This window comes from Halobacillus shinanisalinarum, assembly GCF_022919835.1.
GTDB lineage: Bacteria > Bacillota > Bacilli > Bacillales > Halobacillaceae > Halobacillus_A > Halobacillus_A shinanisalinarum.
The window spans coordinates 163,512-187,125 of record NZ_CP095074.1 but is presented as its reverse complement, the minus strand read 5'-3'; the positions used below and the strand labels follow the sequence as shown (position 1 = coordinate 187,125).

The 23,614-nt window shown below is 40.1% G+C and carries 25 protein-coding genes, 1 pseudogene and 1 riboswitch; of the genes and pseudogenes, 21 read left to right on the top strand and 5 right to left on the bottom strand.

Going from position 1 to position 23,614, the window contains the following annotated elements:
* Nucleotides 1-12: 12 nt before the first annotated feature.
* The 9 genes from resB (at nt 13) to MUO14_RS00980 (ending at nt 9,907) form a co-directional block, all read left to right on the top strand.
* Complete coding sequence (gene resB / locus MUO14_RS01020; RefSeq protein WP_244753238.1) at nt 13-1,638, top strand: cytochrome c biogenesis protein ResB; 1,626 nt, start codon at nt 13-15, stop codon at nt 1,636-1,638.
* 32 nt (nt 1,639-1,670) lie between these two features.
* Entirely contained in the window at nt 1,671-2,852 is a 1,182-nt protein-coding gene (ccsB, locus tag MUO14_RS01015) for a c-type cytochrome biogenesis protein CcsB (RefSeq protein WP_244753237.1), read from the top strand.
* Nucleotides 2,853-3,166: 314 nt separating this feature from the next.
* Nucleotides 3,167-3,883 (top strand): response regulator transcription factor, encoded by a 717-nt coding sequence (locus MUO14_RS01010; RefSeq protein ID WP_244753236.1) that lies wholly within the window; start codon nt 3,167-3,169, stop codon nt 3,881-3,883.
* Entirely contained in the window at nt 3,883-5,664 is a 1,782-nt protein-coding gene (locus MUO14_RS01005) for an ATP-binding protein (RefSeq protein WP_244753235.1), read from the top strand. Before MUO14_RS01010 ends, MUO14_RS01005 begins: the two co-directional genes overlap by 1 nt.
* 38 nt (nt 5,665-5,702) lie before the next feature.
* Nucleotides 5,703-5,883, top strand: a riboswitch (cobalamin riboswitch).
* A 194-nt stretch (nt 5,884-6,077) separates the two neighbouring features.
* Nucleotides 6,078-6,473: a DUF4430 domain-containing protein gene (locus MUO14_RS01000; RefSeq protein WP_244753234.1), complete on the top strand. Its 396-nt coding sequence runs from the start codon at nt 6,078-6,080 to the stop codon at nt 6,471-6,473.
* 6 nt (nt 6,474-6,479) lie between these two features.
* Nucleotides 6,480-6,989 (top strand): ECF transporter S component, encoded by a 510-nt coding sequence (locus MUO14_RS00995; protein ID WP_244753233.1) that lies wholly within the window; start codon nt 6,480-6,482, stop codon nt 6,987-6,989.
* A 213-nt stretch (nt 6,990-7,202) separates the two neighbouring features.
* Complete coding sequence (gene sigX / locus MUO14_RS00990; RefSeq protein ID WP_244753232.1) at nt 7,203-7,736, top strand: RNA polymerase sigma factor SigX; 534 nt, start codon at nt 7,203-7,205, stop codon at nt 7,734-7,736.
* Complete coding sequence (locus tag MUO14_RS00985) at nt 7,726-8,871, top strand: GerMN domain-containing protein (RefSeq protein ID WP_244753231.1); 1,146 nt, start codon at nt 7,726-7,728, stop codon at nt 8,869-8,871. The genes sigX and MUO14_RS00985 overlap by 11 nt, the downstream gene beginning before the upstream one ends.
* 580 nt (nt 8,872-9,451) lie before the next feature.
* Nucleotides 9,452-9,907, top strand: a complete 456-nt coding sequence (locus MUO14_RS00980) for a helix-turn-helix transcriptional regulator (RefSeq protein WP_244753230.1) — start codon at nt 9,452-9,454, stop codon at nt 9,905-9,907.
* 34 nt (nt 9,908-9,941) lie between these two features.
* On the opposite strand, the gene MUO14_RS00975 is transcribed toward MUO14_RS00980, so the two are convergent.
* Nucleotides 9,942-10,190 carry a ferredoxin gene (locus MUO14_RS00975; protein ID WP_244753229.1) on the bottom strand — a complete coding sequence of 83 codons (249 nt, stop codon included), beginning with the start codon at nt 10,188-10,190 and terminating at the stop codon, nt 9,942-9,944.
* Between the two features lie 141 nt (nt 10,191-10,331).
* On the opposite strand from MUO14_RS00975, the gene MUO14_RS00970 reads away from it, so the two are divergent.
* The 4 genes from MUO14_RS00970 to MUO14_RS00955 are packed head-to-tail and all read left to right on the top strand — an operon-like array spanning nt 10,332 to nt 13,827.
* Nucleotides 10,332-11,402: a YpbB family protein gene (locus tag MUO14_RS00970; protein ID WP_244753228.1), complete on the top strand. Its 1,071-nt coding sequence runs from the start codon at nt 10,332-10,334 to the stop codon at nt 11,400-11,402.
* Nucleotides 11,389-12,924, top strand: coding sequence for a RecQ family ATP-dependent DNA helicase (locus MUO14_RS00965; RefSeq protein ID WP_244753227.1), 1,536 nt, complete (start codon nt 11,389-11,391; stop codon nt 12,922-12,924). The genes MUO14_RS00970 and MUO14_RS00965 overlap by 14 nt, the downstream gene beginning before the upstream one ends.
* Entirely contained in the window at nt 12,915-13,493 is a 579-nt protein-coding gene (locus MUO14_RS00960) for a CPBP family intramembrane glutamic endopeptidase (RefSeq protein ID WP_244753226.1), read from the top strand. The genes MUO14_RS00965 and MUO14_RS00960 overlap by 10 nt, the downstream gene beginning before the upstream one ends.
* A 10-nt stretch (nt 13,494-13,503) precedes the next feature.
* Complete coding sequence (locus MUO14_RS00955; RefSeq protein WP_244753225.1) at nt 13,504-13,827, top strand: hypothetical protein; 324 nt, start codon at nt 13,504-13,506, stop codon at nt 13,825-13,827.
* Nucleotides 13,828-13,861: 34 nt separating this feature from the next.
* On the opposite strand, the gene MUO14_RS00950 is transcribed toward MUO14_RS00955, so the two are convergent.
* The 3 genes from MUO14_RS00950 to MUO14_RS00940 are packed head-to-tail and all read right to left on the bottom strand — an operon-like array spanning nt 13,862 to nt 14,937.
* Nucleotides 13,862-14,431 carry a manganese catalase family protein gene (locus MUO14_RS00950; protein ID WP_244753224.1) on the bottom strand — a complete coding sequence of 190 codons (570 nt, stop codon included), beginning with the start codon at nt 14,429-14,431 and terminating at the stop codon, nt 13,862-13,864.
* A gap of 21 nt (nt 14,432-14,452) precedes the next feature.
* Nucleotides 14,453-14,722, bottom strand: a complete 270-nt coding sequence (locus MUO14_RS00945) for a spore coat protein CotJB (RefSeq protein WP_244753223.1) — start codon at nt 14,720-14,722, stop codon at nt 14,453-14,455.
* On the bottom strand, nt 14,719-14,937 hold the full coding sequence (locus tag MUO14_RS00940; protein ID WP_244753222.1) for a spore coat associated protein CotJA: 219 nt from the start codon (nt 14,935-14,937) through the stop codon (nt 14,719-14,721). The genes MUO14_RS00945 and MUO14_RS00940 overlap by 4 nt, the downstream gene beginning before the upstream one ends.
* A gap of 141 nt (nt 14,938-15,078) precedes the next feature.
* Between MUO14_RS00940 and MUO14_RS00935 the strand changes: the two genes are divergently transcribed.
* The 6 genes from MUO14_RS00935 to MUO14_RS00910 all read left to right on the top strand — a co-directional run bounded on the left by MUO14_RS00935 (nt 15,079) and on the right by MUO14_RS00910 (nt 20,791).
* Entirely contained in the window at nt 15,079-15,711 is a 633-nt protein-coding gene (locus MUO14_RS00935) for a CBS domain-containing protein (protein ID WP_244753221.1), read from the top strand.
* Nucleotides 15,712-15,793: 82 nt separating this feature from the next.
* Entirely contained in the window at nt 15,794-16,534 is a 741-nt protein-coding gene (locus tag MUO14_RS00930) for a metallophosphoesterase (protein ID WP_244753220.1), read from the top strand.
* A gap of 129 nt (nt 16,535-16,663) precedes the next feature.
* Nucleotides 16,664-17,248 (top strand): genetic competence negative regulator, encoded by a 585-nt coding sequence (locus MUO14_RS00925; protein WP_244753219.1) that lies wholly within the window; start codon nt 16,664-16,666, stop codon nt 17,246-17,248.
* Between the two features lie 141 nt (nt 17,249-17,389).
* Entirely contained in the window at nt 17,390-18,328 is a 939-nt protein-coding gene (locus tag MUO14_RS00920; protein ID WP_244753218.1) for a D-alanine--D-alanine ligase, read from the top strand.
* Between the two features lie 135 nt (nt 18,329-18,463).
* Nucleotides 18,464-19,735 (top strand): Glu/Leu/Phe/Val family dehydrogenase, encoded by a 1,272-nt coding sequence (locus MUO14_RS00915; RefSeq protein WP_244753217.1) that lies wholly within the window; start codon nt 18,464-18,466, stop codon nt 19,733-19,735.
* Nucleotides 19,736-19,816: 81 nt separating this feature from the next.
* Nucleotides 19,817-20,791 (top strand): YpdA family putative bacillithiol disulfide reductase, encoded by a 975-nt coding sequence (locus MUO14_RS00910; RefSeq protein WP_244753216.1) that lies wholly within the window; start codon nt 19,817-19,819, stop codon nt 20,789-20,791.
* A gap of 88 nt (nt 20,792-20,879) precedes the next feature.
* Here the strand turns inward: MUO14_RS00910 and MUO14_RS00905 are convergent.
* Nucleotides 20,880-21,850 (bottom strand): annotated as a pseudogene (locus MUO14_RS00905) (asparaginase).
* A 94-nt stretch (nt 21,851-21,944) separates the two neighbouring features.
* On the opposite strand from MUO14_RS00905, the gene prsW reads away from it, so the two are divergent.
* On the top strand, nt 21,945-22,610 hold the full coding sequence (gene prsW / locus MUO14_RS00900) for a glutamic-type intramembrane protease PrsW (protein ID WP_244753215.1): 666 nt from the start codon (nt 21,945-21,947) through the stop codon (nt 22,608-22,610).
* 163 nt (nt 22,611-22,773) lie between these two features.
* Entirely contained in the window at nt 22,774-23,613 is an 840-nt protein-coding gene (sleB, locus tag MUO14_RS00895; protein ID WP_244753214.1) for a spore cortex-lytic enzyme, read from the top strand.
* Nucleotide 23,614: the final 1 nt, after the last annotated feature.

The window sequence follows — 23,614 nt, the reverse complement described above, 5'->3', positions numbered from 1 at the left end:
TGAGGTTTTACTATGAATAACATTACATGCGAATGTGGGCATGTGAACCCAGAGGGAACGGTACTATGTGAATCTTGTGGTAAGCCCATAGAGAACAATCAGCATATCAATGGTAATGATGATCAGGCATTATTAAACATGAGGTACGATGGCAGTGCCAGACGATCGCAAACATATAATCGTACGCTTATCGATAAAATATGGAACTTCTTTTCCTCCGTTAAGGTCGGCGTCTGGCTCATCGTAACTACATTAATTGCTTCAGCAGTCGGAACGATATTTCCCCAGGAAATGTACATACCACCGAATACCGATGCTGCCACACACTACGCTGATCAGTACGGCTTAGCAGGTCAAATTTATTATCAATTGGGCTTTCATAATTTATTTAGTTCCTGGTGGTACATGCTCTTGCTTGCTATGATTGGAATCTCAATTGTAGTAGCAAGTATTGATCGGTTTGTACCTTTATATAAAACACTTAAAACTCAAAAGCCAAGACGTCACGATTTATTTATGAAGAAACAGAGGATCTTCGGTGAGACGCAGTCAAGTTCGGTATACTTTGAGCAAGTCAAAATGAACTTAAAAAAGAGTCGTTTCAAGGTCACAGAACAAAACGGTCACATTTTAGCAGAGAAAAACCGTTTCGCAAGGTGGGGGCCTTACGTCAACCACATAGGGTTAATCATCTTTTTACTTGGTACTCTATTACGGTTCATACCTGCTCTTTATATAGATGACTTTGTTTGGGTGAGAGAGGGAGAAACGGCAGTTATTAACGGTACGGAAGGCCAGTATTATATTAAAAACAAAGAGTTTATTCTGGAAACGTATAATGAGGATGATGAACGATTTCAGGAAGCGCTTCAAAACAATGGCAACCCAGTGCCCAAAACATATCAAACCAATGCCGTTATTTATGAGAGAACAGATCCGATCGTAGTCGGCGGCGATCCTGAGCTTGAAAAAATTAAAGAAGATCAGTTGAAAGTGAACCATCCACTAAAATTTGGCGGGTTTGCTCTTTACCAAGCGAGTTATCAATTAAATGAATTTAAAGAAATGACCTTTAAGATACATGATAAGAACAATGAAGACAGTTCTTATGGTCAGTTCACCGTTAACTTGTCTGAGCCGAAATCTGAGTATCAACTTGATAGCGGCTATCGGGTTGTGCTTGATTCCTATTTTCCAGAATATGAACTTAAAGATGGCTCTCCCGTTTCTGTGTCTAAGTATCCCAAGAATCCAGCGTTTGTTTTTAAGGTCTTTCCACCTGGTGAGTCAGAGCCTGAAATAAGCTTTGCTGGAATCGGTGTAAATGTTGATGCTACAGGTGAGAATGATTATAAAGTGGGCTTAGTCGATTTTGATGTCCGTGATGTAACCGGCTTGACTGTACGTAAAGATTACACGCTTCCTTTCATTGCGCTTGGGGGCGCGATCTTCATGATTGGTGTCATTCAGGGGATGTATTGGAACCATAGGAGAATCTGGATTAAGCCGAAGGAAAATGGAGTATGGATTGCAGGTCATACGAATAAAAATTGGTTTGCGTTAAGACGAGAAATCGATAAAGTGATTGTTGACACAGGAATAGAAGCACCTAAAGATCAACAAGAAATGGAAAGTTAGCCTCATAAGCAGGTGATTAAGGAGGGTGTACAATGGATCTAAGTACAATAAGCAGTAACTTGCTTTATGCCGCTTTTATTATCTATTTAATCGCTACGTTTTTCTTCGGAGGAACAATACGTGATAAGAAAAGGAAGAGGGCGGGTATTGCAGGTAACATTGGGATAACATTGACGATTATAGGGTTCCTCGCTCAAGTTGGTTATTTTTTTACAAGGTGGGGGGCGAGCGGACATGCTCCTGTTAGTAATTTATTTGAATTTACAACGTTCTTTGGCATGATGCTTGTACTGGCGTTTATTGTTATGTATTTTATTTATCGAATTAATGTTCTCGGATTATTTGCCTTGCCTATAGCCCTGTTGATTATAGCTTTTGCAAGTATGTTTCCGAGCGAAATATCGCCACTTGTTCCATCACTGCAGTCACATTGGCTTTATATCCATGTGACAACAGCATCACTGGGACAAGCAGTACTTTCCGTTAGTTTTGTTGCTGGATTAATCTTTTTAACCCGACAAATTGATCAGTCTAAAAGGTCAAAACATACTTTTTGGCTGGAATTTGTCATCTATATGCTTGCTACAGCATTAGCCTTTATTATCATCTCTTCAACTTTCAATGCGATGAATTATGAGGCAACTTTCGAAGCACCGGTCGAAGGACAGCCAACGGAAATTACGTATCAAATGCCAGCCATTGCCGGTCCTACAGACAGCGAACTGCTTACAGATGATATGGCACCGCTATTTAGTGTACCAGAGTGGATGCGTGGACAGGACGCTGCGATTAAATTTAACACAATGATTTGGGCATTCCTCGGCGGCCTTGTTCTTTACTGGCTCGCACGTCTAATTTTACGAAAAAGGATTGGGGCATCTATTCAACCTTTACTTAAAAAGGTGAATCCTGAACTCGTCGATGAAATATCATATCGTGCGGTAGCGATCGGCTTCCCCATCTTCACACTTGGGGCGCTCATTTTCGCAATGATCTGGGCCCAACAAGCATGGGACCGCTTCTGGGGGTGGGACCCTAAAGAAGTATGGGCATTAATTACGTTCTTCTTTTATGCGGCCTATTTACACCTAAGACTTTCGAGAGGCTGGCAAGGAAAGAAATCAGCCTGGCTCGCAGTAGGTGGGTTTGCCATTATTATGTTCAATTTACTTGCGGTAAACTTAATCATATCTGGGCTGCACTCCTACGCATAAGGTAACGTGAGGCAGGAAGGGTTTGGCCACCCGTCCTGTCTTTTATATAATAGTAGACAGAGAATTTGTAGTAGAAGATGTTCAAAAAGTCACCAAATGATAAAACGGCGAATTTCTTCGTTGCTCGGTTTCTCCGGTCCTCACGTATGAAAGCCATACGCTGTGGTCCTCAAAACGTTCGCGCCTCGAACGTCTTGCGACGCACAAGGAATGTGCTCGTGTCACTTTGGCACAAGGAGGTGACGGTCTTTGTCGACTTCTCATTCGTCAACTTTTTGAACACACACTAGTAAAAAAATGGAGGGAGCAAGCAAATGGATCATGAAGCAAAAATATTAGTGGTAGATGACGAGGAGCGTATTAGAAGGCTTATCCGTATGTATCTTGAACGTGAAGACTATACAGTAGAAGAGGCTGAAGATGGCGAAGAAGCTATAAAGAAAGCCCTGCAAGAGGATTATGATGTGATTTTACTTGACCTCATGATGCCGGGTAAAGATGGTATTGAAGTATGTAAAGAATTACGTGAGAAAAAAGCGACTCCTGTGATTATGCTGACGGCTAAGGGAGAGGAAGCCAATCGTGTGCAAGGCTTTGAAGTAGGGACAGATGACTACATTGTAAAGCCATTTAGCCCGAGGGAAGTTGTGCTGCGTGTGAAAGCGCTTCTAAGACGAGCTTCAACGACAAAATTCTTGGAAACCGATACGTCAGCTAGAAATGTACTAGTATTTCCTCATATGACCATTGATAATGATGCCCATCGTGTCACAGCTGACGGGAAAGAAGTTGCACTAACTCCCAAAGAGTACGAATTGCTTAATTATATGGCCCAAACACCTGATAAGGTGTTTGATCGAGAACAATTGCTAAAAGAAGTATGGCAATATGAGTTCTTTGGTGATTTGCGCACTGTGGATACACATGTGAAACGCCTTCGTGAAAAATTAAGTAAGGTATCAACGGATGCGGCGGGGATGATCGTTACAGTATGGGGCGTTGGTTATAAATTTGAGGTTAGTGGCGAGTAATGTTCTGGAGAAGTGTTGTAGGAAAACTATGGTTTACCATTCTTCTGCTTGTTTGTTTCGTTTTAGTTATACTGACCTTCCTCCTTTTAAAGTTTTTTGAAAATTATCATGTATTAGAAGCAGAACGGGATTTGTTGCAAACAGCTTCGAAAGTATCTGAGGTTGTGGAAGAATACGAGGACCGAGACTTAATATTATCTATGACCAATTTAATTAAAGACCCTGCTAGTCAAATCCTTGTAGCTTACGATTCATCTGATTTTTTAACATCTTCCAGTGACTCAAACAAATTGCCAACTATAGGCTATAACTGGTTTATGAACGACAATGAACTTTCCTCAGTTATAGAAAACGGTGAGGATGTTATGAAAGTGGCAGGGTTTAACCAGTCCGAGCTTGAGGTTATGGTAGTCGGGACACCGCTTGCCAATGAGCGGGGAGCTGTATTTGTATATCAATCACTAGATACGATTCAAAAGACTTCAAATCAAACGACAAAAATAATTTTCTTAGGGGCGGGAATTGCCATTATCTTGACAACAATCTTTGCCTTCTTCCTATCTACACGTATCACCGCTCCCTTGATAAAAATGAGAGAAGGGGCACTTGAACTTGCTAAAGGAGAATTTAATACAAAGATTCCAATTTTAACACATGACGAAATTGGTGAATTAGCGATGGCATTCAATCGTATGGGACGAGAGCTTAAGTTCCACATTAATGCCGTAAATCAGGAAAAAGAGCAGCTTTCCGGAATTTTACGATCTATGGCTGATGGAGTTTTAACGATCAATCGCAAGGGAGAAATTTTAGTCTCAAATCCACCTGCGGACCAATTTTATCAATCATGGAGATATGAAAATCACTCTGTTCAAGCATCTGAAGAAAGACGGCAAGTTCCCCAGCCATTAAAAAAACAGTTTGATGAAGTCATCGAAAGTGAGCAGGAAGTTATGACCGAAATCACAGTTCAAGGCCGTACATGGGTTATGCTCATGACCCCACTTTATGATCGAACCTATATTAGGGGGGCAGTCGCCGTGCTTCGTGACATGACGGAAGAACGAAGGTTAGATAAGTTAAGGAAAGACTTTATCGCTAACGTTTCACACGAACTTCGAACACCAATCTCCATGTTGCAAGGATACAGTGAAGCCATTGTAGATGATATCGCAGAATCAAAAGAAGATAAAAATGAACTGGCGAAAATCATACATGATGAATCACTGCGTATTGGCAGGCTAGTAAATGAACTACTTGACCTGGCAAGAATGGAAGCGGGTCATATTACTTTATATATTGACTCGGTTGAAGTAAAGCCGCTCTTAGATAAGATTATTCGTAAATTCCAAGGATTAGCAAGTGAGCGGGGTGTTGAGTTACACCTTCATTTTGGCGATAACTTCGAGACGATGAATGTAGATGCTGATCGTATTGAACAAGTCTTAACGAACTTAATCGATAATGCGATCCGTCATTCTGAAGAGCAAGGAGTAGTCGATGTAAATATTAAACGAACAGCTACTGAATGGGTGTTTGAAGTCATTGATTCAGGCCCGGGAATTCCAGAGGAAGATCTTCCATTTGTTTTTGAGAGATTTTATAAAGCAGATAAATCTAGGAAAAGAGAGACAAGTAAAAAGGGAACAGGTCTAGGGCTTGCGATAGCTAATAATATTGTAGAAGCACATAGGGGTTCCATACATGTCCATAGTAAAGTAAATGAAGGTACTACCTTTACGTTTAAACTGCCTGTTGACCTTGAGACTAATAACAAATAGCTTGATAATTGACTGCTCTTCATGTACGATGAACAGGAACTTAATAAATAGATTTAGGTACCTTTATGGATGAAATAGGGAATCTGGTGAAAGGCCAGAACTGTCCTCGCAACTGTATGTGTAGACGAAATAAGGAAGACCACTGCGGATAAGTCGCGGGAAGGTCCTTGAGTAGAACGACACACAAGTCAGTAGACCTGCCTGATCTTACGCTGTTTCAAAGCTTCGGGGATTGAGCGTTTGAGGCAACCGGACTGATTCGTGTAATGTATTTACATAGCCTAACTGGTATGTCTTAAGCCTGTTCTTCTATTGAAGAGCAGGTTTTTTATAGTTAGATCTGTGTTGTCCAGTCATATCCTTCCTTCGAACAGCATTATGAGTCAATTTAAATAGGAAGAGGAGTTTTTTTTATGGGAAAGGTGTCTACACTATTATCTGCACTTATGCTGACAATGCTCGTGTTAGCAGGCTGTCAATCGGAAAGCGGCGGTGAGGAAACGGCTTCCAAACAAGAGGAGAAACAAGAGGTAACCCTCCAAATTGAGCTTTCTAAGAATAAAGGCGAGAAAGTCATTTCGACTAAAGACGTGACTGTGGAAGAAGGAACCATGCTAATGGACGTGATGAAGAACAACTTCGAAGTGGAAGAAAATGAAGGGTTTATTACTGGCATAGAAGGAATCACTGCTACTGACGAAAAGGCATGGTTGTTTACAATTAATGGTGAATCTGCAATGGTCGGGGCTAATGAATATGAAGTGAAACAGGGAGACGAAATCGTTTTTGACTTCCACGCTTGGGAATGATGAGAAATGAACACCTATAAACTTACCTTGATCGCTATGCTCGCCTCTATGGCAATTGCAGGAAGGCTTGTTATGGCAAACATCCCCAATGCCCAGCCTGTAACGGCGATCATTATCATTACAGGGTTTTGGTTAGGACCGTTTTCAGCAGTTGTTATGGCTTTTTTAACTACTTTTCTGTCGAATATATTTTTAGGGATGGGGTATTGGACGATATGGCAAGTCGTTTCATGGTCTATTATCGGATTGGTAGCGGGATTAATCGGAAAGTTTTGGTCCACGATACCTGTGTGGCTTCTCTCAATATATGGGTTTATTAGTGGAATCTTATATGGCTTAATCATTTCATTAACGATGAGGGCAGTCGGGCAGCCATTCTGGGCTTATTATTTAGCTGGGCTGCCAATGGATTTAAACCATGCTGCAAGTAACGTCATTTTTATACTCGTGCTTTCCCCTGTGCTAGGTACATTATTTTCTAAATATCAAAAGAGGCATGCGATTTCCAGTGTATAATATGTCGATGTTCGAATAGAAAACCCATCTTAGAAAAGAAGTTGCTAGAGAAGGCAGCTTCTTTTTTGTTTTTGCTCAGAAAATTATAACTATCCTCGCTTTTCGTAGTGTGATATTATTATTTTTCATTTTTAATTATCCGTATTATGATGGGGAAGTGTAACTTTTTAATCTACATAAACGACAATATGAGTGAACGGGGAGGTTCAAGGTGTGAAACCGTTCTTTGATGAATTTTATGATAAGTATCATCGAGATCTATTTCAATTTATTTATTATATGGTTAAAAACCGTCAAGCAGCTGAAGATTTAACACAGGAGGTTTATATAAAAGTGCTCCAATCGTACCAATCTTTTGATGGGAGGAGCAGTGAAAAAACATGGTTGTTCTCTATTGCTCGCCATGTGGCAATTGACTATTTTCGCAAACAAGGAACAAAACGTAAGAGGATCATGGACTTTTTTAACTGGGAAGAAAAAGGGGAGTCCTTGAAGGATGGTGAACCTTTACCTGATGAAGTCGTTGAATTGAGTGATCAAATGAGAGAAGTTTATAAAGCGCTTGATCAATGTACGCTAGATCAAAAAAGTGTCATCATTTTGAGGTATATTCAGGGAATGTCTATACAGGAAACTGCAGATATCCTTCAGTTCAGTGACAGTAAAGTGAAAACAACACAACATAGAGGGATGCAGGCTTTGAAAAAACGTTTACAAGCAAGGGAGGTGGATGACCATGAAGCATAATGATGAACAGAATAACCGTTTAGAAAAGATGCTGCATGAGCTCCCTGAAATTAAGGATAAAAAAACGAAGGCGGAGTATGATCGTCAAATTCCTGAAGAAAATTCTCAACAGAGGAACTCACGGCCGAGATGGCTTATGCCTGGTCTCGCCTCTATAATGGCCTTGCTGATTCTGGCGGTTGTTGTACCTTTCTCATTTTATACCATGCAAGATGGGGCTTTAGAGACACCTGAGTCCACTACTGAAAATCAAACGTTGACTCGAGGAAATCATGAAGGTTCAAATAGTCCGGAAAAGCTTCCTGCTGAAGGCAGTCAAGGAGATATGGCCTCAACGAGTGAACAACTGAACAGTATGCTTGTAGAAGAAATTACGAATGAGATGGAGCCTTTAGCTGTAGCTGACCGAAATGCTCAACATATCGTTCCTCTAATGGTAATGGAAAATGGAAAAGGTGAAGAAAAGAAGACAGTAAATGCCGATAAGCTCGGGTTATCAGAGAGCTTTTTGAAAGACATTGATATTTCGATTAACAAAGACGCAAATAAAGCAAGTGTTATATTTCCGAATGACTTTACAGTAAGCGGTGGGAGTGCGATGATTACAAAGATTGTAGATAGCATCAAGTGGGCTGTCGAACCTTACAATATTGATAACATTTCCCTGCAGACAGAAGACGGGGCACCAGTTTCGTTAGGCAGTTATGGAGAGGTCACCTCATTGTCATCTATAAAAGAAGGCAGCTTTATTTTTAAAGTACTCAAACCTTCTTCAAAGGATACCTCTTTCTTCGTACCTATCTCTATAACCAAAGGACTTTCAATAAGTGATGCTTTAAAAGAATTAAAAAAGGATGAGGAAAATCCTGAAGTAAATGCACCTATTCCTTCAGAAGTTAAGATCCAGTCCTCACGTGAGGAAGGGGATAAGCTTGTAGTCGAACTCAATGATCCTAAGCATGTTGAGAAACAGGAGATGTTGACAGGCGTAGAATCGATTCTGATTACCGCTCGTCATTTTGGATATAATCAAGTCATATTTGAAAACACGTCGGTCGGAAAACTTGGGCCTTACGAGCTTAATGGATCAATCGAAACACCTAAAGGACTAAACCCTGTACCAGCTGACGAATAATCAGAACCCTTGCCATAAGCGAGACCACTGAAAAAGTCTTTGTATAGTAAAAAGAGTAGACTTCCTTATTATATAGCGGAGCGTAGTTATACAGCATTCTATCATACTGATTTAAGGAAACTCCCTATATAATGGACTACATGATTGGTTCCGTTCATCTTCATGATCATAAGGTGGCTGGGAAACGGCGTTCGCCCACGAAAAGCCGTTTCCCAGCCATCTTTCTCTTTTTTTATACGGACCCCGTCCTCAACAATCGGAAGTTTTTAAGAAAAATATCACTAACCAAGAGACATCTGAGGTCTTTGTACACAGAAATCATACGACCATTTCATACATGACAATAACAAAAATGCCAAATACATTCCTTATAGAACTGAATAAACGTCACTTTTTCGGCTGCCTCTGCTATAAGCAGGGGGTCTTTTTGTCTGCTTTCCTCCACTGTAGAGAACTTAATTGATCTTTTGCTAATCAACGAGCCTTTCTGCTTTTGTCTGTGTTTACCACAAAGATTTTACGATAGAATAATAAAGGCGCACATGATAAAATAAGGACATGCTAATGAGGAGACGATGGTATGGATAGAGAGGTTTTGATTGAACAAGTTTCAAAAAGAATCAAATTAATACGTGTAGAATTTGGGTACACCCAGAACCGTATGGCTGCTATCCTTGGGGTGTCGAAGAAGACGCTTGTACAAATAGAGAAAGAGAGAACGCAAGCAAACTGGACAACGGTTGTAGCTGTTTGTGCTCTATTTAAAGAAAGTGATATTATGAGAAGTATGCTAGGTGATGCCCCTCTTGAAATTATTGAAACAGTTGCTCATGAACAAATTGATTTGCCAAAGAGAAAGACAATAGGCGGAAAAATGTGGTGGACAACCGCAGAGGAAAAAGGTCAGTATAAATTACAGCAAAATGTTATTAGTCAGCATTTTCGAATTATAGATGAACATGGTTACCGCTGGTACTCAAGTTTTAATAAAGAAGAGGCATTGTTTCGTTATAGTCAATTGACAACTAAGGATTAAAGGTTCCCTTCTGTTTTATGAGAAGGGAACCTTTCTATTCATACTTAAGGGGGTCCCCCTCAAAAGATTGTTCAGCTATCTTAATAGAATCTGTAGGGCAGCCTTCATATGCATCTTCCATATCCTCTTCGTAAATTTCAGGAACTTCTTCAATCCCCTCATTCTCATCAAGCAGCACGTAGGCAAGCCCTTCGTCATCATAGTCAAATATATCTGGAGCAGCGGCACCGCAAGCTCCACAGGCGATGCATGTATCTTGATCAACAATTGTAAATTTTGCCAAGGATATGAACCTCCTTCGAATGTCACCTCATGAAGAAATTTCGTAGAGGGTCAAGTGGTTAAGCTAAAACTCGTACATAGTTATTGTAAGATGTGTGTTTCAACTTTTCAATAGATAAGCAGAGGGGAGTGAAAATCTCATTTGTTTTTATATATTATTTTAGAATGTGTGCTCCAAATGAATGGAGAGCGGACGGTATCAGGGATCTTTCATTTGCTTAAGGGAAAACGATCCTCCCAAACATTACAGGATGCCCGTTCGTATAAATTAGATCAGTACTTTGGCATTTACCCAAGTCTTTCAAAGCAAGTCTTGCAGGCATTCATTAAACGTGCAGCTAATGAGCAACTTATTAGTATAGAAAATGAGCAGTTTGCTGTCTTTAGAGAGAAAGGTAGCGATTATTTGTCCAACTATAAGGGGCCATTCCCTAAATACTTTTCAGGGATGGCTGAACACGGGAATGTAAGAGACTTTCAAGACCGGTTGCAATTGCATATTCAAACAGTTACTCATATGTCAGTGAATAACCCAGCTTTTTTGCCTATTATCGAGCAGCTTAAGGTTCAACAATGGGTAAAACAGCAATTTAGCTTGAATAAAGCAAGAATTAAAGATGTTGAAGTGCAGTTATATTTGGAGTTGGCCACGTTACTTAATCAATTGACATGTTTAGAGGCAGAACTATTTACAAGTCGATTAACTGGAGAAAGTGTTGTTGGGGAGACAAGGGATCAAATAGCACAGGATCACAATATTAGTATCCAGGATGTTGACGTCCTATTATCGCATGTCTTCTACTTCCTATATCACCAGGCAAAGAATAGTCCTTCCCACTATCCAGAGTTAGCTCGTTGTCTTGAGGGATTGTCCTCTTCCAGTCTTATCACACAATCGGCTAAAATAACTTACCGTTATTTGCAGCGTGGATTCTCCATAAAAGACATTGCGAGGAAAAGGCAACTAAAAATAAGCACGATTGAGGATCATGTCGTCGAAGCAGCATTAGTTGTACCCCATTTCTCGATTCGTACTTTTATTAGCGAAGTAGATGAAAGGAGAATTGTCGACGCAGCACGAGCCCTTCAGACAAAGCGTTTGAAAAAGATTTATGAATCATTAGAGGGAGAGTTTACCTATTTCGAATTACGGTTAGTGTTAGCAAAAGAACAGCATGCACAAAAGGAGCCAACGTCCTATGCAACGTCTTAATCTCGAGCAAAAGCTTTATGAACATTTCGGCTATCAACAGTTTAGGGAAGGACAACAAGAGATTATTGAACAGGTTATGGCAGGAGTAGACGTATTAGGGATACTCCCGACAGGAACGGGAAAGTCTATTTGTTTTCAGTTGCCTGCATTGCTTTCTTCAGGAACGACACTCGTTGTCTCTCCCCTCATTTCTTTAATGGTTGATCAGGTGAAGCAGTTGAAAGCAACTGGCTTTAAGTCTGTTATTTCGCTGAATAGTTCTATGGACAAAAGAGAAAGGCGAACAACGATGGACAATCTTGAGCAGTATTCACTCATCTACCTTTCACCGGAAATGTTGCAAAATGAGTGGGTTCAGCACCAGTTGAAGAAACAACAGATTGACCTTTTCGTAATCGATGAGGCGCACTGTATTTCTCAGTGGGGTCATGAATTTAGGACAGACTACTTAAAATTGAAGGAAACAATCGAGCTACTGAATCACCCCACTGTTTTAGCCCTAAGTGCTACGGCAACGCCTGAAGTTCAAACAGATATTAAACAACAATTGAACCGCCCTGATATGGCTGCACACATTTACCTAATGGATAAAATGAATATGAGCTTCGCTGTGGAAGAATATGATCATCCTGATGATAAGCTGGAGCGAATCATCGAAGTTTTGGCTCAAGGAAAATCTCCAACCATGATCTATTTTTCCAGCCGTCAATCGGCTGAACGAATTTCAGAAGAATTAAAAAATCAGTTGGATCAAAGAGTAGCCTTTTATCACGGTGGAATGGAGCATATGGACAGGCTTCTCGTTCAGCAGCAGTTCATGAATGATCAATTAGATGTGATTTGCTGTACTAGCGCCTTTGGAATGGGGGTGGATAAGCCGAACATTCGTAGAGTTATCCACTATCACTTTCCTTCCCAACTGGAATCGTTTATACAAGAAGTAGGCCGGGCCGGTCGCGATGGAAAAGCATGTGCTAGCCTTATGCTGTACACGCCAGCAGACCATCATTTACCACAGTTGTTCATCCAAAGTGAATTGCCTGAACCTGAAGATGTATCAAGAGTGCTTCGATCCATTTATTCTTTAGTGAATAATGGAAAAGTGCTGCTGAGTAATGATGACATGGCTGAGCAGCTTCAGCTTTCTGAATCACAGTGGAACTTTTTTAAATATCAACTTGAGCAGGAGACGTTGTTACCTCCAAGGGCGGTCGCTGGCACTAAGCAGATGTGGAAACAAGCAGAGGAAAGGATCCAGTTGATTGTACAACAGCGCTGGACGTACAAAAACCAGAAGCTCAAAGAGATGGTAAACTGGCTTCACCACCCAGGCTGTAAACGAAAAAAACTTTATGCCCCTTTTCAGAAGCAATGCAGAACTCCTGCGGGTCCATGCTGCAATTATTGTGGTTTCATATTCAATGATATGGTCCTTGAAGTAGATCCTAGCCCCTCTGTATACTCCAGTTGGAGAGATCGCTTAGAGAAGATATTTCACCAAGGGGCTTCCTCATGCGATTAACTGACCAAGCACAACTGATTAAACAAATGTCAGATCGGGAAGTGACGAAACACCTCGTCTATACACAACTCTTCATTTTTCTATTCGCCATTGCCTTAAGTGTCTTTTTATTTGATTCGTTTTTCTCGGATTGGCAGCAATTATTCACTTTGACCTTTAGTGAATGGTTGTTCTATGGGATCTTACCTGCCTTGGCAATACTAACCATTGATTTTATACTAATGGCTAATTTGCCTAAACATTTCTATGATGACGGGGGCATTAATGAAAAAGTATTCAAGAATCAATCGATTACTAAGATTTTTTTCTTAACGATGATTATTTCATTTTCTGAAGAAATGCTTTTTCGCGGAGTCATCCAAACTGAATTCGGATATATTATAGCAAGTCTAGTGTTTGCGGCCATACACTTTAGATATTTAACCAAGGTTGTCCTATTCGTGTCTGTACTAGGTGTGAGTTTTTTAATTGGCTTTATGTATGAGCTTACGCATAGTTTGTCTGTTACGATTACGGCACATTTTTTAATTGACTTTATATTAGCCTTATCGATCCGTGTAAGGAAGTGAGGGCATTCCTATGACCCAAGAAGACAATCAGAAAGATCAAGCATTTGGGACTAGAAATGTTGATCATCAAAAGCTTCCCGAGGAAAAAGAAGTGAATGTTTTACGGCTGCCACCTAGAAATGAGTTGCACAAGAAGGAACAGGCTCAAAACAATTGGAAACTCAGTAAGATTTGGCTGCGATTTTTAGTGTTGGTATTTATTCTGATTATTTTTGTTTTCCTTTCCTCCCAGTATTGGAATCTTTGGTTTGGTGAAACCCATGATTTGGATCGAACGGATGTACCATATTATCATGAAGAAATAACAATTGAGAGGAAAGATCTATCCTCTTAACTAAAATAGGCGCGCCAAAAATAGGCGCGCTCATTTAAAAAATATGCTTTTTATCCCGCTCATCTTTCAATATTTCTACAGCTTCCCTAAACCTTTGTGAATGAACAATCTCCCTCTCCCGCAAAAATTTTAGGCTGTCGTTTAAAAAGGGGTCATCAGACATGTTTATGATCCATTGATAGGTAGCGCGAGCTTTTTCCTCTGCTGCAATATCTTCATATAGATCAGCAATTGGATCGCCTTTTGCTTGAATGTACGTAGCTGTCCAAGGAGCACCTGCTGCATTATGGTAAAATAATGCCTTGTCATGATTCGCATAATGAGCACCGAGTCCTGCTTCCTTCATTTGTTCCGGTGTTGCATCTTTCGTGAGCTTATAAATCATTGCCGCTATCATTTCTAGGTGAGCAAATTCTTCTGTACCGATATCAGTAAGTAAACCGATAACATGATCAGGAATAGTGTATCGTTGATTTAAGTAACGAAGGGCAGCGGAAAGTTCTCCATCCGCCCCTCCATATTGTTCAATCAAAAATTTAGCTAATGTTGGGTTACACTCACTTACTTTTACAGGGTACTGCAATTTTTTCTCATAATACCACATAAATTTCCCCCTCCAAATGAATTAAAGCTGCCATGGCCAAGGACCTTCTCCCCAATTCCAAGGGTAGCCGGAATAACTTTCCCCATATTGTCTTAAAGGTCCGAAGTACTGTTCATATTGATGTTTTAACAGTTTGCTTTCATAAGCTAGATGGTTGAATTGTTGGATCTGATTCATGTCATCAGGATGGGTATCTAAATACAAGGTTAATTCAACAAGGGCGAAATCCACTTTTTGAATTTGCTCCATTAACTGATAGCGATTTGGACTTTCAGGTGCTTTTTCGTTCATTCTTTTTCTCCTTTCTCCTTGCTAGGGTAGGCGTCGAATAGGCACGGCCAAAGGGTGCCGCGATATAATGCTTCATTAAGTGGATATTGCTGAAGCCCTGGTGGTTGATAGTTCAAGTAAAGGTTTGGTGGTGTTTGATAACATTTCTGTTTAGTAGGTGGACAAGGATCATATGGACTATGATACGGTTTGTAACATTTTACAGAGGTGTACATTCTTATCACCTTACTTTCATCAAATGTCAATCTCCACACCATATGTACAAACAAAGCGTATTATTCTACGGGACAAGCAGGAAAATGTCCCTGTTTAGCAGAAACCATATAGAGAGTGATAAAAATAAAAGAGGTGAGGTTATGTTTGTAAAAAGCATTATGAAACCTTTGCATAAATCGTTTGTAACCAAGAAGGATGAAGGGCTCGGGGAAGTCTTAGAGCGCTTGAATGCCAATGACTTACATGCTATGCCTGTACTGGACGGTCAAACATTTATCGGAATGATTTCAAAAGAGATTATATATCGTGCTTTTTTTGAAAGTGATCAGGATAAGAATTTATTCTTAAATGGAAATACAGCAGGTGATGTTGCTCTGTATAAAGATCTTTCTATCAATGATGAAGAGGTCTTTGAACATACTTTGCCATCATTTAAAGGATTTCCGGTGCTAGCTATTGTTGATGATGCTCAACATTTTAAAGGCTTAATTACTCGTTACGATGTAATTGAACAATTTGAAAGTGCCTTCGGTGCGAAGAAAAAAGGCATTCGAATTGCATTTACCTCAGAGGAGTCAGAAGGTCGAATTGAGCGCTTAGGTGACATCATTAAGAGCTACCATGAGAATGTTATTTCTTTGGCTACTTTTGATGAGACAGACAAACTGGCAAGGCGCATTGTTTTGAAGGTTGAAAAGAAAGATAATATTGATCAATTCACCAAAAAGCTGGAAAAAATGGGCTTTCGGATATTAAGTGTTAAAGAAGTCTAACAAAAGCCGCTGTGTGTATGCACATAGCGGCTTTTGTTCTGTGGTATGATTAAGTTTACTTTAGAAAGAGGTGGGGATGAACGTGCGTCTGATTGCAAGTGTTATTTTAGTAGTTGTATGGTTGGTAATAAAAATGTTTCGTACGGCCGTTTCCGATAAAGTGAGCGTACACTCCCTTACAGTGCCCATAGAAAAACGTTATACGATCTTTTTTATTTCGGACATTCACAATCGCTTGATCAATCAACAAATACTTGCTACCATCAATGACGATATCGATGCTGTTATAATAGGCGGAGATTTGGCAGATCGCCGTGTTTCCTTAAGAAAGCTTTCAGCTAATATTAAGCTGTTACAGACTTGGGATGCCCCGATTTATTTTATTCCTGGGAACAATGACCACGAATTTAAATCTAAGCCTATATTATCGTATCTTAAATATGAAGGTGTCGAAGTTCTTTCAAATCAATCGGTAAATTTAAATGGTAAAGGACTCACCCTTAGTGGGATTGACCCTTACTTTAGTGAGCCAACCATACCTGCATGTATTCCTGAAAACAGTATAAACATATTAGTTGTTCATGAACCTTCTCTCTTAAATGAGTTTTCGGTGGATACATACGATCCATATGATTTAATCTTAACCGGGCACACCCATGGCGGCCAAATTAGAATTTTTGGCCAGGGGCCTTATTCTCGTGGTTTTTGGGGGAAGTACCATAAAGCTGCTTTCTTAAATAGTGAAGGATATGGAACGTCTTTAATTCCTATGAGATTAGGGACGACACCAGAAGTTCATTTGATTAGGCTCTTGCCTGGCTAACTTTTGAAAAAGATGTTATCTGTTGCCCTAGAACTAAATCATGGATATAATGCTAAAAAAAGTGCCATAATTAAAGCAGGTATCATAAGATATAGATAAAAGGTATCCATAAACAAGGGGGGCGATCACATGCGTGTAGAAAGAATGTCCAATGAGAAGTTCAAAATATTTTTGACCTTTGATGATCTAACGGACAGAGGTTTAACCCGTGATGAGTTATGGGAAGACCTTCCGAGGGTACATCGAGTGTTTAGTGATATGATGTACGACGCTGGCATCGAGCTAGGTGTTGAGCTCAACGGTGTTCTCCTCGTCCAAGTATATTTACTTCAAGCTCAAGGAATGTTAGTGGTCGTTACAAGAGCAGAGAATGAAGATATTGAAGAAGATGAAGATTATATCGAAATGAAAGTTACATTAGATGAAAGTAACGAAATGATATTTGCATTTGATGATTTCGAGGATATCATACAAGCAGGATTGCATTTGTATCGGCTGGGTGTATTTGGTGGGGATGTCTACTCTTATCATACCAATTATTATATGGTGCTGGATGATGAAGTGATCGTTCATCTTGATCCGGAACAAGTGATTGCATTATTGTCTGAATTTGCCTCAGCTTCGGCAGTAACGTCTCACCGGTTAATTGAGTATGGCAAGGTGATTATGAAAAATGACGCCATGCAAAATATATATACCTATTTTTCTAATTGATCTGGTTTTATACGAACGAATGCTGTTCATAGCTTCGTTCTTTTTATTTGTTTTTTTAAATAGAAGCAAGCAGGTGAACATGTTAAGATATTAGAGGATAGTTGATGATTATAGTCATTTTTCAGAAATGGAGTGTACAGAATGAAGATTGCGGTTCTATATGGTGGTACATCTGGAGAACGTGAAGTATCACTTTCTACGGGGAGAGGAATTATTCAAGCATTAAGAAATAAAGGTCATGAAGTCGTTGATATAGACTTCACACCAGCAAAGCTTGATGAGATCTTGTCATTAAAAGTCGATCTTGTTTTTCTTGGATTACACGGAAAACATGGGGAAGATGGCAAGGTACAAGGGTTATTAGATATGCTAGAGATTCCTTATGTAGGGTCTGGGGTTTTAGCTTCAGCATTAGCTATGGATAAGGCAAAATCTAAACAAATATTTGCAAGCAACGGTATTTTAACAGCTAAAAGTAAAACGTACCATAGAGCACATTACAGTGATCACGAAAAAATTGCATCAGATATACGTTCTTCCTTTACACTTCCTTTTGTCATTAAACCGAACCAAGAAGGATCAACACTTGGTTTGACAATTATAAAAGAGGATAAACAAATAGTGTCAGCGATTAAAACAGCTTTACATTCAGATTCAGTCATTTTGGTTGAAGATTATATTGGCGGGAGAGAGGTAACTGTTCCCGTCGTAGGAAGCCAGGGAAAAGAAAGGGCACTGCCTGTCATTGAAATCATCCCTAAAAATGATTACTACGATTTTGACTCCAAATATCAACCTGGTGGAAGCGAGCATATTGTACCAGCAAAAATCGGGGAGACATTAACAGAGAAATTGAGGACTGAAGCGGTGCAGGCACATCAATTATTAGGGTGTGATGTGTATTCCCGTGTTGATTTTATTATTAACGATAAGCAAGAGACTATTATTCTTGAAGTAAACACTCTCCCAGGCATGACACCTACGAGTTTATTTCCTGATTCAGCCCAAGTAATTGGCTGGAGTTATGATGATCTTATTGAACAATTCGTGATGCTTTCTTCAGAAAATAAAAGAAAATGAATGAAATCGCTTACAGTTGGCGATGAATTCTGCTTAAATTGACCTAATTTTGCTTTGCATAATAGTATCTAACGTGTATACTATTGACTGAAAGAGGAGCGTAAAGCGAATGGCTTTGATATAGGAGGTAAACGCATGGTAGCTGATAATGCTGCAAACGAAATGAACGAACAACTTGATGTACTGAAGTCCACACAGACAGTAGTTAAAAAAGCACTTGATAAATTAGGGTATCCAAATGAGGTTTATGATCTCTTAAAAGAACCAGTTCGTATGATGACGGTGAGAATCCCCGTGCGAATGGATGATGACTCAATAGAAATTTTCACAGGGTATAGAGCGCAGCATAATGATGCTGTAGGACCGACCAAAGGCGGCGTTCGTTTTCATCCGGGCGTTTCTGAGAAGGAAGTTAAAGCCCTGTCGATTTGGATGAGCTTAAAAGCAGGAATTGTCGATTTACCATATGGGGGCGGAAAAGGTGGAATTGTATGTGATCCGCGGGAAATGTCCTTTAGAGAGCTTGAGGGAATTAGTCGAGGCTATGTTCGCGCAATCAGCCAAATAGTAGGTCCTACAAAAGATATTCCCGCTCCAGATGTATTTACGAATTCTCAAATCATGGCTTGGATGATGGATGAATACAGCCGCATTGACGAATTTAATAACCCTGGGTTTATTACAGGGAAGCCGATCGTATTGGGTGGATCACATGGAAGGGAAACAGCTACAGCAAAAGGAGTCACCATTTGCATTGATGAAGCGGCAAAGAAAAAAGGGATCGACATTGAAGGAGCTCGTGTTGTCGTCCAAGGTTTCGGTAATGCTGGCAGCTTTCTCGCTAAGTTCATGCATGATAAAGGGGCGAAGGTAATAGGTATTTCTGATGCTCATGGGGGATTACACGATCCGGATGGACTTGATATTGAATACTTACTTGACCGCCGTGATAGTTTTGGTACCGTGACAAACTTGTTTAAAAACACGATCACAAATGAAGAATTGCTTGAACTTGATTGCGATATACTGGTTCCGGCAGCCATTGAGAATCAAATTACTGAAAAAAATGCAAACAGTATTAAAGCATCGATCGTAGTAGAGGCGGCAAATGGACCAACAACACTAGAAGCGACACGTATCCTTTCTGATAGGGGGATTCTACTCGTTCCCGATGTTCTTGCTTCAGCTGGCGGTGTGACTGTTTCATACTTTGAATGGGTTCAAAATAATCAAGGGTATTATTGGACGGAAGAAGAAGTGGAAGAGAAGCTCCACAAAGTTATTGTTAAGGGCTTTGAAAACGTTTATCGAACAGCTGAGAACCGAAAAGTTGACATGAGACTTGCCGCCTATATGGTGGGCGTCCGTAAAATGGCTGAAGCTTCAAGGTTCCGCGGATGGATATAAGTTGATTCCACTTATTAAATCTCCTATCATTCATATGGTAGGAGATTTTCGTTTGCAAGCGAACAAAGAGGAGTGACAGGAGTGCAACAGGAAAAGGTGATTATCATTGGAGCAGGCCCTTGTGGGATGAGTGCTGCCATTGAACTTAAAAAGCAAGGGATTGAGCCATTACTCATTGAAAAAGGAAGCATTGTAAATTCAATCTATCATTACCCTACACATCAAACATTTTTTAGTTCGAGTGAGAAGCTTGAAATCGGTCAGATTCCTTTTATTACTGAGCGGCAAAAACCAGTACGGAATGAGGCACTTGCCTATTATCGGGCGGTGGCTGGACGAGAGCAATTAAGAATTCAGGCTTTTGAAAAAGTAGATGCTGTAGAGGTGCAAGAAAGCGGATATAGGTTAACCACAACTAGTAATACAGGAGAAGAGCATGAATATATCACAGAATATGTCATTGCAGCCACAGGGTATTACGACCAGCCGAACTACATGAGTGTAAAAGGCGAAGAACTGGACAAAGTTATGCATTACTTTAAAGAAGCACATCCTTATTACGATAAAGAAGTTGCGATTATCGGTGGTAAGAATTCCGCAGCAGATGCTGCTCTTGAATTAGTGAAAGCAGGAGCAAAGGTGACGGTCCTTTATCGAGGAGAAGATTATTCTAAAAGTATTAAACCATGGATCCTCCCGCAGTTTGAAGCGCTCGTTAGAAAAGGAATTGTTCACATGGATTTCTGTGCGAATGTAAGGGAGGTTACCCACCACGAAGTAGTGTATGAGTGTAAAGGAAAAGAGAAACGAATCAAAAATGATTTCGTTTTTGCAATGACCGGCTATCGTCCCGACCACCACTTCTTAACAGAGATGGGTATAACCATGGAGGAAGAAACTGGACGTCCATCATTTAATGAGCAAACAATGGAGACAAACGTTTCAGGTATTTATATTGCCGGCGTAATCGCAGCAGGGTACAATAATAATGAAGTTTTCATCGAAAATGGTCGGTTTCATGGTAAGCAAATTGCGGAGGATATTTCTCAAAAATAAAAGCAGGTTCATGGGAGTTTTGTTCCATGAACCTGCTTTTTACTGCATGTGTTGCCACCCAAGTGACCCTACGGCCCCTGCCTTTTTATTAATAACTGAACATCGGTGAGAGCTCCATCGGATTACTAGTCATTTCAAGAGCGATCATCAACTTGATACGTGCTTTAGGTCCAGTAAGTCCATTGGCGAAAATAACGCCAAGTTCTCTAAGTTGACGCCCCCGCCCTTGTAACTGTAGGTGTCCTGAACAGTGCCCTGATAGCACCTTGAGACTAATACAATTGGAATACCCGCTTGAATGGTTGTTTTAATCGATGCGACTGTTTCTGGAGGCAAGTTCCCTTGCCCTAGTGCCTCAATCACCATGCCGTCCACCCCGCTATTTCGAACGGCATCAATAAGAAGTCCGTCCATACCGGCGTAAGCCTTAATCAACGAGACGCTTTTGCTGATTTGTTGAATGGGATAGGAATCATGACTTGTTGTTTTATGATGGAAAAAGACATCCCTTTTTGTTGTAATTCCTATGGGACCGTATTGCGGACTTTGAAAGGTGGCTACATTACTCGTTGACGTTTTGGTAACGTTGCGAGCTGTATGGATCTCGTCATTCATTACGACCAGCACACCTTTGTCCTGAGCCTCGTCACAACTGGCTACGCGAATGGCACTCAATAAATTATATAATCCATCTGAACCTATTTCGTTACTTGAACGCATTGCTCCCGTTACAATGACTGGTTCTTTAGTTTGCAGAAACAGGTCAAGAAAGAATGCAGTTTCTTCCAGAGTATCCGTTCCGTGTGTAATGACTATTCCATCGAAAGAATCTGTTGCGAGTTTTTCATGGATAAACCGACCTAGCTTTAACATATGGTCGGGACGGATATGTGGGGAGGGAAGGTGAAATAAAAATTCATCTTCAATTACAGTCGTCCCCGACAAAAAGGAGGAGATTTCTTCTAACGGATGGTCTTCGTCCGTATTTACCTCTCCTGTTTGTTTGTTTTCTTTCATAGAAATGGTTCCACCTGTATGTATGATTAAAATGCGTTTCATATGTTAGTCACCGCCTATCGTTACTTATTCCTTTTCTTCCTTCTTCATGATACGATGAATTGAGGTGGAAAGAAAGAGAGAGGGCTGATTAAATATGGCCATTTTAACAGTGGCGATAGCTCCTGCTATTGCAATTATGACATTCATTTATCTTAGTAAAAGAATAGAACTTGAGCCCTTACCTTTAATTTTCCGGATGTTTATTTTAGGAGCTCTTTTAGTTTTTCCGCTGATGTTTATTCAATATGCGTTTGAAAGTGAAGGCTTCTTTCAAAGCTCATTATTGAAATCAATATTTTTAGCTGGATTATTAGAAGAGTTTTTTAAGTGGTTCGTTTTTATGTTTATGATTTTTCGACATACATCTTTTGATCATCATTATGATGGAATTATATACGGCGTCGCCATCAGTCTAGGATTCGCTACCTTAGAAAATATTATTTACCTGTTTGCAAACGGCATCGAATTTGCTTTTTTTCGCGCGATCTTCCCGGTTTCTTCACATGGCCTTTTTGGGATTTTGATGGGTTTCTATATGGGGAAAGCAAAGTTTTCTTCCAATCATCGCAAAACTCATATCTTTCTAGCCTTCCTGATTCCATTTATGCTGCATAGCTTTTACGGCTACTTTGTCGTTACAAATGAATGGCTATACTACGTTATTCCATTTATGATCATTTTGTGGATGGTCGGCGTAAGAAAAATCAGAGTAGCCAACCGGCATCATGAACAACTGATAAAAAAGGTTAGTAATGAATAGGTCTCCTTACTATAAAAGGGAGGCTTTTTTTATTTGTCAGTAGGTAAAGGAACTCTATTATTGAATTGATACAAATATCCTTCCTACATTGACATGTATAATGTAGCAACTTTGATAAAAACTAACGCTACAAATATATGTAATGGTCAGGGTGGAAGTTAAGATGATTTGGAAAAAAACGGCTATATTTTGCCTTGCGTTTGTATTATTCATTCAACCTTTTTCAGTGTTGAATGATACTAAACCAGTTCAAGCTTTCTCAAACCAAGTCATTCAACATGGTGCTGTTGGTGATGATGTAATTGAACTGCAATCCCGTCTCCAATATTTAGGTTTCTATAATGGGGAAATAGATGGCGTTTTTGGATGGGGAACATACTGGGCTTTGCGTAACTTTCAATATGAGTTTGGTATGACAATTGACGGACTGGCTGGCCCCAAGGTGAAAGAAAAGTTGGTTGAAGCCAGTGATTACGATAAAGGATATGTAAAAAAACAGATTAGACAGGGCAATGACTTTACTCATTATGGAGGTACGCCGAATGAGCAACAGACTGAGCAACAACAACCTCAGCAGCAACAACAGCAACAACAGCAGCAGTCTTCTCCTCCACCGGAACCTACAGCAGTCAATGTACCTGGCGGTTATTCACAAAATGATATTCAGCTAATGGCTAATGCTGTTCATGGAGAAGCACGCGGGGAACCGTATATCGGAAAAGTCGCCGTAGCAGCTGTTATTTTAAATCGTGTTGAAAGTGCCACATTTCCGAACTCAATTTCGGGAGTTATATTTGAGCCTCGTGCTTTTACAGCCGTTAGTGATGGGCAAATATGGTTAACCCCGGATGAAACAGCTAAACGTGCTGTAATTGATGCGATTAATGGCTGGGATCCTTCAGGTCAAGCACAGTATTATTTCAATCCTAATACCGCAACATCAGATTGGATTTGGTCACGACCGCAAATTAAGAAAATTGGAAAACATATATTCTGTAAATAGG